This is a genomic window from Syntrophorhabdaceae bacterium, assembly GCA_035541755.1.
GTDB lineage: Bacteria > Desulfobacterota > Syntrophorhabdia > Syntrophorhabdales > Syntrophorhabdaceae > PNOF01.
Genome location: DATKMQ010000043.1, coordinates 1 through 13,641 on the forward strand (window position 1 = coordinate 1; position 13,641 = coordinate 13,641).

Sequence of the window (13,641 nt, forward strand, 5' to 3'; positions counted from 1 at the left end):
GGTGGAGAGCCGTGTTAAGATGTACCGGCTGGCAGAGAAGCTGGCTCTGGAGAGCGCCGACACAATCTCCGATATTCACGGCGGCGGGTCTCCCGAAGCGCACCGGGTTACAATCTTCCGGGAAACCGATACGGAAGGTAAGAAACGCGCTGCCAAAAGGCTGGCCGGAATCAAAAACTGATCCAGTGGAATCTGACTAAAGTCCCATAGAAAAAGGGGCAGCTAAGGGCTGCCTCTTTCTTTGTCACATACACCCCGAAATTCGGCACTATGACACAACGTTGCGCACCAACGGATAAGACTGTCCGGTCTCGGTGTCCGGGCGGCAGACAACGCAGATGTGGGCCGTGTGCCAGAGGCGAGAGCGGAAAATAGTTCTAAAGTGAATCGAAGGACCTGCCGAAAATCTTGTATGGCATACCGCTTGGGGTTGTGTGTTGGAGGAGGACATCTCTCGATAACGTTGTGTGCTCGATGCGGTGTGATAATTCAGATTTCGAGAGGGAGGAGCTAAGATGAGACTGTTCACGGACGTGAAAATCGGCAAGAGGCTGGCCATAGGATTCGGCATCACACTTGGTTTGATGGCGATAAACGTGATGGCTGGGATATATTACCTTGGTAACATGACGGGTAAGCTTGAACATATCGTACAGGTGAACTGTGCGAAACAAAAACTGTCGCACGATATGCGTACGGCCTTCGCCGATGTGACTTATTTGACAGGAGAACTTGTAGTCACAGAAGACAACGGGGCGAGAGAACAGGTGAAAAATAAAATTAGCGAGGTGCGGGCGGCTTACAATGCGGCCATCGAGAACCTTGAGAAACTCGAGGAGAACGCGGAAGGAAAGAATCTTATCGCAAAGCTCAAACAGGAGGCTGCGAACGGCAGGGAAGCTAACAACAGCGCCATTGAACTTGCCATGGCCGGCAACATGAAGGAGGCGTCTGCGAAATATGCAGAGGCAACGAAAAGCGCGCATGCCTACCTCGACGCCGCTGATGAGGTGGTCCGTTACGAGGAAAAACGGATCCAATTGAGGGGCGAGGAAGCAAAAAGAGGCGCATTTACCGCTCGCCTTATCTTTATTGCACTTGGCGTGATCAACCTTCTCATTGGCATGTTCTTTTCTCGCGCTATAACCAAGAGTATTGCGATTCCGATCATTCGTTCTTCTTCACATATTGATCTCATGGCAAAGGGCGACTTTTCGATAATGGTTTCCGAGGGCGCTATGCAGAGAAAGGATGAAATGGGTGTTTTTGCGAGATCCATGCATGCCATGAATTCGGAACTCGGACAGATACTCAAAGAGGTCATGTCATCGGCATCGAACGTGGCGGCGGCGAGCACTCAGTTAAGCACATCGGCAGAGAAGTTGTCTAAAGGGGCCACCGAGCAGGTGGAAAGGGCTACCCAGGTTGCGACCGCATCCACCGAGATGAATCAGACCTCAGAAGATATCGCTAAGAATTCAAATCATGTTGCAGAGTCGGCGAGTGAGGCGGTAAAAGTGGCAAAAGGCGGACAGGAGGTTGTGGCCCAGGCGATCCGGGAAGTGAACATCATCGCTCAAACCGTGGAGACCGCATCGGGGTTTATGAAAGAGCTTGGAATACAGTCGGAGAAAATAGGGGATATCGTGACCGTGATCAATGAGATAGCGGACCAGACCAACCTCCTTGCCCTGAACGCGGCCATTGAGGCGGCGCGTGCCGGTGAACACGGAAGGGGATTCGCTGTCGTGGCCGACGAAGTGAGAAAGCTGGCGGAGAGAACATCTGCTTCCACAACGGAGATTGTGAACATGATAAATGCCATACGGGAAGGTATAGAAAAGACCGTAGACTCCATGGACAGGGCCAAGGACAATGTGGCCACCGGAGTCGAATTTTCTTCGCAGGCGCAGTCAGCGCTGGAAGACATCATTAAGAGCATAGACAGCTTATACAGTGGTTTCCATCAGATAGCCTCGGCCATCGAAGAGATGAATGCAACGACTGAGGAGATCACCCGCGACATTAACGATATTTCGGATGTAACCAAAGAGGCATTCCACTCCTCTGAAGAGATATTTGGGGCTGCTACCGGACTATCGGGGTCAGCAAGGAGTCTTGAAAAGGTGGTACAGGAATTCAAGGTGTGACCAGGACCGGGGTCGCACAATAAGATCAGTCCCCCGACGGGGATCGGGTCGCTACGACGCAACGGATCCCGTCGCCGGCGGTTCCCGGTTTAAAGCATCCGTTATCCGAAACACACAAGGATGGGGTGGTCTCGCCTGACTGCCAGCGCGCCACAATGCCCGGTTCGCGGATGAGTGGTCTGCAAAGCGCCACGTAATCGGCCACACCACGCGCCACCAGCCTTTCTGCCGTCTCGTACGTCCGTATGCCGCCTACCAGCACGAGCGGCATGTCAATCCTTTCTTTGTACCGGCTGGCGGCAGTTTCGTAGTAGGCTTCCGGCTCTTCGGATCCCGGCTTTCCGGGCCGGGACGGATTTCGGTTGCCCGACATAACGGTACCGCCGCTCATCTCAATCGCATCCAGTCCGTTTTCCTGAAGCAGTGCTGCCGCACGGACCATCTCTTCCACGGTGAGCCCATCGGGCAAGAAATCCTCACAATTCAGCTTAGCAAGGATGGGGAAATTCTGACCCACCGCCTGGCGTATTGCGTGAACGACCTCGAGGATAAGCCGTGTCCTGTTTTCGATGCTTCCGCCGTATGCATCCGTTCGTTTGTTGAAATAGGGCGAGAGAAACTGGCTTAAGAGATATCCATGGGCCGCATGAATCTGAACCCCGTCAAAGCCGGCCGTCTTAGCGCGAGACGCGGCGCTCGCGAATGCCTTGACCACCTTCTTGATCTCATCCTGCGTCATGGCTCGTCCGATGAGGCCGGATTTCCTTTGTACCGGCCATGCGCCTACTGGGTCAGAACCGATAAGGTGCTCGGGGGCGAGTGCCCCTGCATGGGCGAGTTGCATGACGAGTTTTCCTCCCGAATCGTGGATAGCGCCTGTCATCCGGGTAAGGCCGTGGATCAGGTCATCCGAATAGACCCCGAGTTGCCAGGGTGCCGCCTGCCCTTCTCGACTTACATAGGCGTGACCTGTAATAATAAGTCCCACGCCCCCGCGGGCCAGCTCCGAGGACATGTCGATCAACCGTCGGGTAACTGCACCGTCTTTGTCTGCCAGCCCCTCCCATGTGGCCGAACGCACGAAGCGATTAGCGACCGTCAGATGTTTGAGGGATGTCGATTCAAAGAGGCTTGACATGCCTTCTCCTCCTTTTCTTCCGTAAGAACGATGCATTTCAGAGCAATGAACCGGAAGGTCAAATCACCTTGCGCCATGGCTTCCATTTCATGGACAGAGACTCAGCAACGGCAGCATGGGTAAGGTCGCCGTTGACGAGATTGATTCCCGATGCGAGCGCGTTGTTCTCCGCTGAAGCCTTTTCTATGCCTTTTGTCGCAATGGCCTGCAGGTAGGGGAAGGTAGCGTTTGTCAATGCGAATGTCGAGGTTCGCGGTACCGCCGCGGGAATGTTGGGCACGGCATAGTGAAGAACGCCGTACAGGGAATAAACAGGCTCACTATGGGTAGTGGGCCGTATTGTTTCGATGCATCCCCCCTGGTCTACAGAGACATCGATGATCACCGCGCCTGGTTTCATGCGGGAGACCATCTGTTCGGTGACCAGCATGGGTGCCCGCGCGCCGGCGATGAGCACGGCCCCTATGAGGACGTCGGCGTATACAATGGCCTTCTGAATGGCATAGGGGGTGGAATAGATGGTAGTGATATTACCGTGCATAACATCATCGACGTACTTCAGTCTTTCATGAGAGATGTCGAAGACGGTGACGTGAGCACCAAGGCCGGCAGCTATTTTGGCTGCATTGAGTCCCACGATACCGCAACCGAGGATGATTACCTCGGCAGGAGGCACCCCCGGCACCCCGCTTAAGAGTATGCCGCGTCCCTTATAGTCGGTTTCGAGGAAACGCATCGCGACCTGGACGGACATGCGTCCGGCCACCTCGCTCATAGGTACGAGGAGCGGTAGTCTTCCTTCGCCGTCCTCAACCGTTTCGTAAGCGATTGCGATAATTCTTCTGTCAAGGAGGGCCCTGGTCAGGGACTCGGAAGACGCAAGATGGAGGTAGGTGAACAGGATTTGGCCCGGTCTCAAAAGGGGCCATTCTCTTTCGAGGGGTTCTTTGACCTTTACGATGAGATCCGATTGATCGAACGTTTGCTTGCTTGAAGATAGAATTTGCGCCCCTTCGCGGGCATAGTCATCGTCGGTAAGGCCGCTAGCCTCACCTGCACCCTTTTCGATGAGAACCGTATGTCCCTGCCCCACAAGGGCATGAGCGCCGGCGGGGGTCAGGGCAACCCTGTTTTCTCCCTCCTTGATTTCCTTGGGCACGCCGATGATCATGGAAACTCCTCACGCAATGAAAAAGAGATGGCGAAAAAGACGCCCTTATGATCCTTCACACAAAAGATAAGCATTCGCTGTCCTTTCTGCCGCTCGGACCGTTTTTTTTAGTAGTCTTCTTCTTTGAACTCTCGCGTGATGAGGTCCTTCAGGGAGGCCTGGATATCTTTTCCCTCGTATAGGATGTGAAAAAGCTCCTCTGCAATGGGCATTTCAATGCCCATTTTTTTTGACAGGTTATAGGTGGCGTTGACGGTGTAATAACCTTCTACTACGCTTCTCTGACTTTCGATAATATCCTGCGCCGCCCTTCCTTTCGTAAGCTCAAGGCCGAAGGAACGGTTTCTGCTCAAGTTGCCGTAACATGTGAGAATCAAGTCGCCGATGCCTGACAGACCCATGAAGGTCGGCTCTTTCGCGCCCAAAGCCTTTCCCAGCCTCTTCATTTCCGCAAGGGCGCGCGTGACGAAGGCCGCCTGCGTGTTTGTCCCGAAACGCAGGCCTTCGATAATGCCCGCGCCTATGGCCATGACGTTTTTGAGAGCGCCGCCGAGCTCCACCCCTTTGATATCCTCAGTGGTGTAAACCCTGAAGTTCTCGTTGTGGATCAGTTGCTGAAAATAGCGCGCCAGTTCCTTGTCACTGGATGCCACCACAGTGGCGGTAAAAGAGCCTTCCGCCACTTCTTTTGCGAAAGAAGGACCCGACAAAACGGCGATGCGTTCCGGGCCGCATCCGAGCACCTGTTGGACAACTTCACTCATGTTGAGGAAGGTATCTGTCTCGATGCCCTTGGTGAGGATGAGAATCCGTTTTGACCTCATCTCAGGGGCTATCTGTCGAACGGTTGCCCTCAGCGCAAACGACGGCACGGTAATGATGATGTCATCACCCTGCATGACCGCGTCTTTGAGACCATCGGTGAACTCAAGCGCGTCCGGCAGGGCGTATCCCGGCAAATAATACGTGTTTTCTCTTTTCTGCCTCAGGATGGCGGGCAGTTCCTGCTCATATGCCCATAACAGAGCGTTTCTACCTGTCCGGACGAGGTGAATGGCAAACGATGTGCCCCATGCCCCGGCGCCGATAACCGCTATGCTCATTCATCTTCACCGATGATGGCCACGCCGCTGATCGCTTCTCCTTCTCGAAGGTCCATGAGCTTTACGCCGAGACCGCCTCTTCCCTGAACGGGTATGTCATGAGACCTGAACCGGATCGTCCGGCCAGTATCGGTAACCAGAATCACGTCGTCACTGTCGCCCAATCGCTTGAGACCGACTACTTCGCCATTTTTCGCGCCGCAACGCACGTTGATGATGCCCGAACCGCCTCGTGCCTGTATCCTGTAGGTGGCGCAAGGAGCGCGTTTTCCGTAGCCCTTCTGGGTGACCGTGAAAACCGTGCAGCTCTTGTTGACAATTTCAACGCCCACAACTTCGTCATTCTGCTTTTTCAGGCGAATGCCCCTTACCCCGTATGCCGTTCTTCCCATGGGCCGTATCTGTGTCTCCTCGAACCTGACTGATTGCCCTTTCTTGGTGGCGAGTATGATCTCTTCATTTCCAACGGTTTCCAGAACGCCGATAAGGCTGTCATCATCGGGAAGGGTGATGGCTTTAATGCCGCTCGACCGGATGTTCTTCAAAAGATCCAGACCGAGCCTCTTTACATGACCTTTTTTTGTGGCGAAAAACAGATATCTGTCGGGCGAAAATTCTTTCACGTGGGCCATAGCGGTGATCCGTTCATCTTTCTCCACTTTGATAAGGTTGACGATGGGCTTTCCCTTGGCCGTCAGCGTGGCGTCGGGGATTGCGTGCACCCTCACTACGTGAACTTTTCCCGTATTGGTAAAGAAGAGGATGTAGGAGTGAGTGGAGGCGATATAGAGGTGGTCCACGAAATCTTCCTCACGAACCACGATGCCGATCTTCCCTTTGCCTCCTCGAATCTGGCTTTTGTACTGGTCGAGGGACGTCCTCTTGGCGTATCCTTTATAGGTTACAGTTACTACGACTTCTTCCTCCTTGATCATGTCTTCAAGTGAAATATCGGGCAGTTCATCAACGATCTCGGTAAGCCTTTTGTCGCCGTATTTGTCCTTTATTTCCACGAGTTCCTTTTTTACGATATCGAGAAGCAGGGTCTCGCTCTCGAGGATCAACCTAAGCCTCTTGATCTCTTCGGTTGTATTCTTGTGGTCTTCGAGTATTTTGTCCCTCTCCATTGATGTGAGTCTCTGGAGACGCATCTCAAGGATGTTGGTGGCCTGCTTCTCGGAAAAAGAAAAACGGGCCATGAGAGATTCTCGCGCGTCCGCCGTGTTTTTGGCCTTTTTGATCAGGGCGATAACTTCATCGATGTGGTCAAGGGCTATTTTGAGTCCTTCCAGGAGATGGAGCCTGTCCAGTGCTTTGTTGAGCTCGAAGGTAGATCTCTTTGTCACGATTTCCTTGCGGAAATTGACAAACTCCCTGATGATCTCCTTAAGGTTGAGATAACGCGGCTCATTATTGACAATGGTAAGCAGGATGATGCCGAAGGTGGTCTGAAGCTGCGTGTGTTTGTAAAGCTTGTTGAGAATAGGGATAGCTATCTCCCCCTTTTTTAGCTCGATGACGATACGCATGCCCTCTCTATTGGATTCGTCTTTGATGTTCGAGATTCCCTCAATCTTTTTCTCGTTGATCAGCTCGACAATGCTCTCGATGAGACGCGCCTTGTTGACCTGGTATGGTATCTCCGTGACCACGATTGCTTCCCTGCCGTCCTTCTTGTGCTGTTCTATTGACGCTTTGGCCCTGAGCGTTATATGGCCACGCCCGGTCTCGTAAGCATCTCTGATACCCTGCCTTCCATAGATGATGGCCTGCGTAGGGAAATCAGGTCCCGGGATAATGTCGATCAACTCGCCTATCGTGATGTTCGGATTATTGATATAGGCCACAATGCCCTGTATTACTTCGCTCAGATTGTGAGGGGGTATGTTTGTTGCCATGCCCACGGCGATGCCCGAAGAACCGTTGATCAGGAGATTAGGTATCTTGGCGGGTAAGACCGCGGGTTCGACGAGGGAGTCGTCATAATTGGCCCTGAAAGTCACGGTCTCCTTTTCGATGTCCTTGAGCACCTCTTCGGCTATCCTTGAGAGCCTGATTTCCGTGTACCTCATGGCGGCAGGGGCGTCCCCGTCAACGGAGCCGAAGTTTCCCTGTCCATCGATCAAGGGATATCTCAGCGAGAAATCCTGTACCATACGGGTGATGGCGTCATAGACCGCCTGATCCCCGTGAGGATGGAACTTACCGATCACATCGCCGACGACTCTCGCAGATTTCTTGTATGGTTTATCATGGGTATTGTTCAGCTCATACATAGCATAAAGGATTCTTCGATGAACCGGCTTCAGGCCGTCCCGTATATCGGGTAGCGCCCTGCCGATGATCGTACTCATCGCATAATCGAGGTAAGATCTCCTCATCTCCTCTTCAATTGGTACTGTCACAACAGATGTCTGCATTCAACCTCCAGGAATATTGATGCTTTTCTTTTAAACGAAAAAACGCCCCACAGTCACTTCAGAAGGCCATTCATTTTACCATAATCAATAAGCAGTTGACAATTGCTGAAACATCATGGAAAATAAGTAACCTATGAAAACGGCCACCTATCTGGCTATTCTTTGCCTCACCATCATTGCGTGTCCCTGCTGCAGCAAGGAAACAAAGGGTCTTACTGAAGAGATCAGAATCATGAAGGAAGAGAATAACTTCCTCAAGGCCGAAAACATTGCCTTGAAAAAGGAACTGGAGGAGCTCTACAAGAAAATCGACGAGAAGGATGGGGCGAGGCCCAAAGAACAGGTCAAGGAGGTCGAAGCGAATCCCGGTAAGGATGCATCGAAAAAGGCCGAAAAGGCGGAGTCTGAAAAGCTTAAGAAGCCGACGAACGAGAAACCCAGCGGTAGCCACCATTAGCAGAAATTTCCCTTAGGACAGAGCCATCACCACCATGTCAAGAACCTTTGTATGAGCAAGCTTCGCAATATCTCGCTGGTGATAGAATACGACGGCGCGGGCTATCACGGCTGGCAATGTCAGCCGCGCGTGGCAACGCTTCAGGAAACGATTCAGGCAGGGATAGGAAAGATCCTCAATCATGCGGTCAAGGTGTACGCGGCAGGAAGGACCGATGCGGGCGTGCACGCCCTGGGTCAGGTAATAAATTTCTTCACAGAAAAAACCATTGACCTGGCAAGTCTGATGAAGGCGCTCAACAGCATTCTGCCGGCGGACATACGGATAAAGAGGGCGTGTGAGGTCGATCAATCCTTTCACGCCCGATACTCGGCAAAGAGCAAGTCTTATGTGTACTGTATCTATAACGCGCGTTACCATTCGCCTTTTCAAATGCGCTACGCCTGGCACATACCTTACGCTCTCAACGTCCCTGCCATGAACGAGGCCGTCCGGCAGATCATCGGCACACATGATTTTTCTTCCTTCAAGAAAAAAAACGAGGCGTACAAACGGCATGAGAGGGAAGTGCTGAAAGCCTGGGTGAGAAGGCGAGGGGCCTTTATTTATACCTTAATCGAAGCAACGGGTTTCTTACGGTACATGGTGAGAAATATTGTTGGAACATTGGTCCTTGTCGGAGAGGCCCGGATCAGCGAGAATGATTTTAGGGTGATCCTTGATTCACGAGACCGGGTGAATGCCGGCGCCACGGCGCCGCCGCACGGTCTTTTTCTCAGGCGAATCAGATACTGAGGGATCTCTACCGGTGGATCGACAAACAAGGGGAATCGAGAGAACGCGTCTAACGCCTCGCGGCGAACCTTTCATATTTTGCTTGAAGTAAGAGAACAAGGGTGGTAATCAATATCTATCGTTTGCAATGAGAGGGAAAGATTGATGGAAAGAAGGAATGTCAATTACCATTGTTTGAACCCGCGCAAGACCGGGCTACGCTTTATCCTGCTGTTAATTGTGCTTGCCTTTGTTACCGCTTGCGCCACTTCGCCACAAAAAGCTCAGTGGAAGCGCGATACCTCAAAACCCCTTTACTGTTCCAAAGGGAATGACTGCGAGGCCAAATGGTCCCGCGCGCTTGCGTGGGTGAAAGGCAACGCAAGAAGTGGAATTAAGATCGCCAGCGATACAATCATATCGACTGAAACCCCGAACACTTCGGACGACGCGGCTTTTTCAATTACAAAAGTCAAAACCAATGAGGAAACATATACTATTAACTTTCGAGCGAGTTGTCACGGTCTTTTGGGCCCCTCCATATCGGGTTGCAAGCCGAGCGTGCTGGAACTGAAAGCAAGTTTTGCCAATTTTGTTATGAAAGCGGACGCGTCGGCGGCAACAGACGCAACCGCAACGTCAACGCCCGAGAAAAACAGGATGCCGGCGAAACCGAGGGTTGATCTCGGGGCGGTCGCGACGAATACGAGCGCCGCCGCAGCGGTCAGATTGGGTATGAGAGAGCAGAGGGGGGTTCGCATTATCTTCATCGAACCGGATGGCATCGCATTTGATCGCGGTCTCAGACAGGACGATGTTATACTCAAATATGGTGAAAAGACCATAAATGACGTGGCGGACTTAAATGCCGCCATAGAGGAGACGGTGCCACGCGAGACGGTTCCTATCACGATATGGCGGGCAGGTGCGGGCGAAATGGTGGTGTCCGTACAGTTTTAGAGGGCGCCCGCACGTATCGATCGCATGTATCTCACGACAATCTTTGTTATTTGATTGCATGATGTTTACAGGATTGTCAGGGGGCGTCAATCTCACGCATCATATGCCCATATTGGAAAGAACATGGGCGATGCGGTTCACAATCTCCACAAGATTCGGATGAGATGTTTCGAGTTCTCCCACTGAAGATGTGAGTCCTTTGAGAGAAAGGTCGAGAAGCTCTCGATCTTTCTGTTTGCGGATCGCTTCGTGGGTCGATGTCTGGGCAAAGCCGGTGATGCTCTCGGCATGCTCCATGTCCGTTTTCGAGAGCTCGGAGATCTCCGTGTTGAGCTTGGAAAGAAGACCTAAGAGCTCTGTCTTATGGCTCTCGCGAATCGAGGGATCGCGTCTTATTTTGTCTTCGAGATTCTTGATAGTTTTTTCGATCATTATGCCCCCTTGTAAAATCGATATGAAATTGTATCAGAAGTGAATAAAGGTAGCAAGACTCACGGGCGATCCCATGGCTTTAGCGTTAAGCACTTGCAAATGAAGGCTATATGGGGCATAACTTAGTCTAAGAAGAGGACTATTATGATCTACACCATTGTGGCTACAGCGGCATTCGGCCTTGAGTCCGTGGTTGCCCGCGAGCTTAAGGGCCTGGGATACGAAAACCTGGTCGTGGAAAACGGCAGGGTTTCTCTCTCGGGCGATGAGAGAGACATCGCACGATGCAACATATGGCTGAGGACCGCGGACAGAGTACTCGTGGAGATTTCCCGATTCAAGGCCACCGACTTCGAGGAGCTTTATCAGGGTGCCCACAGGGTGTGTTGGGAACAGATCATACCCCCGGACGGCAAGATGCACGTTACCGGTAAATCGATCAAATCGAAACTTTTCAGTGTTTCGTCCTGTCAATCGGTGGTGAAGAAGGCGGTTGTCGAGGCAATGAAAAGGAAATACCACGTGGCGGAATTTGCGGAGTCCGGACCCGTCTACAAGATAGAAGTCTCCCTCTTGAAAGACATGGCATCGCTCACTATCGACACTACAGGTCCGGGCCTGCATAAGCGAGGATACCGGCAGGATAAGGGCGAGGCGCCGCTCAGGGAGACCCTTGCTGCAGGGCTTGTGCTGCTTAGCGGATGGGAGTATTCCCGTACCCTTGCTGACCCTTTTTGCGGCTCAGGCACCATCCCCATCGAAGCGGCGCTCATCGCCCGGAATAAGGCCCCCGGGCTTGAGAGGTCTTTTGTGTCCGAAACGTGGCCTCAGATACCGAAATATATCTGGGGCGAGGTGAGAGAAGATGCCCGCAAACAGATGAATGACGCACCCATGAGGATACTTGCTTCGGACCAGGACGAATCCGTTCTGAGAAAGGCACGCCACAACGCAGAGAGGGCTGGAGTGGCCGATCTCATTGTTTTTCAAAAGCTTCCGGTGGATCAGTTCCGTTCGAGAAAGAAGTATGGTTGTATCATCTGCAATCCTCCCTATGGCGAAAGATTAAGCCAGGAGGATGAGATCAAAAGGCTCTGCAAAACCATGGGCCAGACTTTTCTTGAGCTCGATACATGGTCTTTCTTCATCCTGACCGCCTTTTCTGGATTCGAGCCTTTATTCGGAAGAAAGGCGACAAAGAACCGTAAACTTTACAACGGAATGATACAGTGCTACTTCTATGAATACTTCGGTCCCCGCCCGCCCGGCCGTTCGCTTTCCCGCTCTTAACGTTATACGCCCTTGAGGTCGGATGTACACTGAGGGCAACGGCTTGCTCGAATAGGAATCATCGATATACAGAAAGGGCATTCCCTGGTTGTGGGTTGAGCCGGTTCGGGCTGTCTCTTGAGTCTGTTCACGTTCTTGATGAGAATGAATACGGCAAATGCTACGATGAGAAAGCTGATCACGGTATTGGCAAAAAAACCATAATTGATGCTCACGGCCCCGGCAGCCTTGGCCGCTGCGAGGGTTTCATACGGCCCGGGGGTCTTTCCTGCCTTGAGCACCAGGAACAGATTGGAGAAATCGATGTTGCCAAGCACTAGACCAATGGGGGGCATGATTATGTCATCGACAAGCGACTTGACAATGGTGCCGAAGGCGGCGCCCACAATGATACCCACCGCCATATCGATAACGTTGCCGCGCATGACAAATTCTTTAAACTCTTTGATCATTATCTCCTCCTCTCTTACGTTATGTTCGCCAAAGATCCCTTCCCATAATTGTACAGCATAAAATTGCTTTGTCACCAAAAAACTGTCGGCCATAGGGCGGCAAAAGATCAATCGTATCATTGCTAAATTTATGCGGATTGAGATATATTTTCAGAGAATCCCGTCCGGGAACCACATGAATTTTGAGCTTATGCCGGAGCTGAAATGGAGGTGGGGCTATCCGGCCGTTCTCTTGCTTATGGTAGCAATAAGTCTCCTCATGTTTTATTATTTCAAGAAGAAGAAATGGTTCTAGGAGAGCTTATAATCACGAGGAGGTAGTCATGAAGAAAATAGCACCGATATTCCTAATAGCAGCGGGTCTTATGCTATCGTTCATATGCTATGGTGGCCCCCTTGACGATGTGTTGAAGGGGGTGAAAATCCCACAGATGGGCAGTAGCGGACCGGATGAGGCCACAACCATATCGGGCTTGAAAGAAGCCCTCTCTATCGGGAGCAACAATGCGGTGACCTCGGTCTCCAAAGTGGACGGTTATTTCGCGAACCAGGCCATCAAGATACTGCTTCCGGAAAAGGTCCAGACGATGGCCAATGTGCTTGGCAAGGTGGGGTATCAGAAACAGGTCGATGCGTTTGTGCTGAGCATGAATCGCGCCGCCGAGACGGCCGCTCCAAAGGCCAGACAGTTCTTTGTTGACGCGATCAAGCAGATGACTTTTCAGGATGCCATGCAGATATTAAAAGGCAAAGAGACTGCGGCCACCGACTATTTCAAGTCCAAAACGTACGACAAGATCTATGGCGAATTCAAACCCTCGGTTTCGACCAGCATGAACAAGGTGGGTGTTACGAAATCATATAAGGAGATGGTAGGTACCTACACGAATTCAGTGCCGTTTGCCAAGGCGGAATCGCTCGACCTGGACCATTACGTGACCACAAAAGCCCTGGATGGACTCTTTTACACGGTTGGCGAGGAGGAAAAGAAGATACGGACAGATCCTGCTGCCCGGGTTACGGACCTTTTAAAAAAGGTTTTCGGCAAATAGCCGGACAGATGTTCTGCTGTGGCCGCGCCCTGAGTGGAGGACCGTCACGCACGGATAATTAGCTGTACCGAGTGGTGAACAAGCGCATTCGGTACTTGATGACTGCTATACCGATAGTCGCGATGTACCACGATATCCACGGGCTATACACATACAACATGTGGACCGGCCCGTTAAGGCTACGGTGAGCGTCTTTTTACGGCAGGGCTCAGGAGTTTACGGCAGGTTTTGTACGGTCACCC

The 13,641-nt window shown here is 51.9% G+C and carries 13 protein-coding genes; 7 read left to right on the forward strand and 6 right to left on the reverse strand.

What is annotated here, in order from left to right; translation table 11 throughout:
- On the forward strand, positions 1-181 hold a 181-nt coding region (locus VMT62_03605; GenBank protein HVN95491.1), incomplete at its 5' end, for a 4-hydroxyphenylacetate 3-hydroxylase C-terminal domain-containing protein.
- Between the two features lie 334 nt (positions 182-515).
- Entirely contained in the window at positions 516-2,150 is a 1,635-nt protein-coding gene (locus VMT62_03610) for a methyl-accepting chemotaxis protein (protein HVN95492.1), read from the forward strand.
- A gap of 25 nt (positions 2,151-2,175) precedes the next feature.
- Here the strand turns inward: VMT62_03610 and VMT62_03615 are convergent, their stop codons facing one another.
- From VMT62_03615 to gyrA, 4 genes are all read right to left on the reverse strand, one after another.
- Complete coding sequence (locus tag VMT62_03615) at positions 2,176-3,288, reverse strand: NADH:flavin oxidoreductase (protein ID HVN95493.1); 1,113 nt, start codon at positions 3,286-3,288, stop codon at positions 2,176-2,178.
- Between the two features lie 58 nt (positions 3,289-3,346).
- On the reverse strand, positions 3,347-4,459 hold the full coding sequence (ald, locus tag VMT62_03620) for an alanine dehydrogenase (GenBank protein ID HVN95494.1): 1,113 nt from the start codon (positions 4,457-4,459) through the stop codon (positions 3,347-3,349).
- 107 nt (positions 4,460-4,566) lie between these two features.
- Positions 4,567-5,562: an NAD(P)H-dependent glycerol-3-phosphate dehydrogenase gene (locus VMT62_03625; GenBank protein HVN95495.1), complete on the reverse strand. Its 996-nt coding sequence runs from the start codon at positions 5,560-5,562 to the stop codon at positions 4,567-4,569.
- Entirely contained in the window at positions 5,559-7,982 is a 2,424-nt protein-coding gene (gene gyrA, locus VMT62_03630) for a DNA gyrase subunit A (protein HVN95496.1), read from the reverse strand. The genes VMT62_03625 and gyrA overlap by 4 nt, the downstream gene beginning before the upstream one ends.
- Before the next feature lie 133 nt (positions 7,983-8,115).
- On the opposite strand from gyrA, the gene VMT62_03635 reads away from it, so the two are divergent.
- From VMT62_03635 to VMT62_03645, 3 genes are all read left to right on the forward strand, one after another.
- Positions 8,116-8,439 carry a hypothetical protein gene (locus VMT62_03635; GenBank protein HVN95497.1) on the forward strand — a complete coding sequence of 108 codons (324 nt, stop codon included), beginning with the start codon at positions 8,116-8,118 and terminating at the stop codon, positions 8,437-8,439.
- 51 nt (positions 8,440-8,490) lie between these two features.
- Positions 8,491-9,234 carry a tRNA pseudouridine(38-40) synthase TruA gene (gene truA, locus VMT62_03640; protein ID HVN95498.1) on the forward strand — a complete coding sequence of 248 codons (744 nt, stop codon included), beginning with the start codon at positions 8,491-8,493 and terminating at the stop codon, positions 9,232-9,234.
- Positions 9,235-9,378: 144 nt separating this feature from the next.
- Positions 9,379-10,173 (forward strand): PDZ domain-containing protein, encoded by a 795-nt coding sequence (locus VMT62_03645; protein HVN95499.1) that lies wholly within the window; start codon positions 9,379-9,381, stop codon positions 10,171-10,173.
- Positions 10,174-10,272: 99 nt separating this feature from the next.
- On the opposite strand, the gene VMT62_03650 is transcribed toward VMT62_03645, so the two are convergent.
- Positions 10,273-10,605 carry a DUF4404 family protein gene (locus tag VMT62_03650; protein ID HVN95500.1) on the reverse strand — a complete coding sequence of 111 codons (333 nt, stop codon included), beginning with the start codon at positions 10,603-10,605 and terminating at the stop codon, positions 10,273-10,275.
- Between the two features lie 144 nt (positions 10,606-10,749).
- On the opposite strand from VMT62_03650, the gene VMT62_03655 reads away from it, so the two are divergent.
- Complete coding sequence (locus VMT62_03655) at positions 10,750-11,895, forward strand: class I SAM-dependent RNA methyltransferase (protein HVN95501.1); 1,146 nt, start codon at positions 10,750-10,752, stop codon at positions 11,893-11,895.
- A gap of 2 nt (positions 11,896-11,897) precedes the next feature.
- Here the strand turns inward: VMT62_03655 and mscL are convergent, their stop codons facing one another.
- Entirely contained in the window at positions 11,898-12,347 is a 450-nt protein-coding gene (mscL, locus tag VMT62_03660; GenBank protein HVN95502.1) for a large-conductance mechanosensitive channel protein MscL, read from the reverse strand.
- A 323-nt stretch (positions 12,348-12,670) separates the two neighbouring features.
- Between mscL and VMT62_03665 the strand changes: the two genes are divergently transcribed.
- Entirely contained in the window at positions 12,671-13,399 is a 729-nt protein-coding gene (locus tag VMT62_03665) for a DUF4197 domain-containing protein (GenBank protein ID HVN95503.1), read from the forward strand.
- Positions 13,400-13,641 lie beyond the last annotated feature (242 nt).

Bases quoted from the DNA above. Each gene is read 5' to 3' on its own strand.
- VMT62_03610 (HVN95492.1), top strand. From the start codon at position 516: ATGAGACTGTTCACGGACGTGAAAATCGGCAAGAGGCTGGCCATAGGA.
- VMT62_03615 (HVN95493.1), bottom strand. From the start codon at position 3,288: ATGTCAAGCCTCTTTGAATCGACATCCCTCAAACATCTGACGGTCGCT.
- ald (HVN95494.1), bottom strand. From the start codon at position 4,459: ATGATCATCGGCGTGCCCAAGGAAATCAAGGAGGGAGAAAACAGGGTT.
- VMT62_03625 (HVN95495.1), bottom strand. From the start codon at position 5,562: ATGAGCATAGCGGTTATCGGCGCCGGGGCATGGGGCACATCGTTTGCC.
- gyrA (HVN95496.1), bottom strand. From the start codon at position 7,982: ATGCAGACATCTGTTGTGACAGTACCAATTGAAGAGGAGATGAGGAGA.
- VMT62_03635 (HVN95497.1), top strand. From the start codon at position 8,116: ATGAAAACGGCCACCTATCTGGCTATTCTTTGCCTCACCATCATTGCG.
- truA (HVN95498.1), top strand. From the start codon at position 8,491: ATGAGCAAGCTTCGCAATATCTCGCTGGTGATAGAATACGACGGCGCG.
- VMT62_03645 (HVN95499.1), top strand. From the start codon at position 9,379: ATGGAAAGAAGGAATGTCAATTACCATTGTTTGAACCCGCGCAAGACC.
- VMT62_03650 (HVN95500.1), bottom strand. From the start codon at position 10,605: ATGATCGAAAAAACTATCAAGAATCTCGAAGACAAAATAAGACGCGAT.
- VMT62_03655 (HVN95501.1), top strand. From the start codon at position 10,750: ATGATCTACACCATTGTGGCTACAGCGGCATTCGGCCTTGAGTCCGTG.
- mscL (HVN95502.1), bottom strand. From the start codon at position 12,347: ATGATCAAAGAGTTTAAAGAATTTGTCATGCGCGGCAACGTTATCGAT.
- VMT62_03665 (HVN95503.1), top strand. From the start codon at position 12,671: ATGAAGAAAATAGCACCGATATTCCTAATAGCAGCGGGTCTTATGCTA.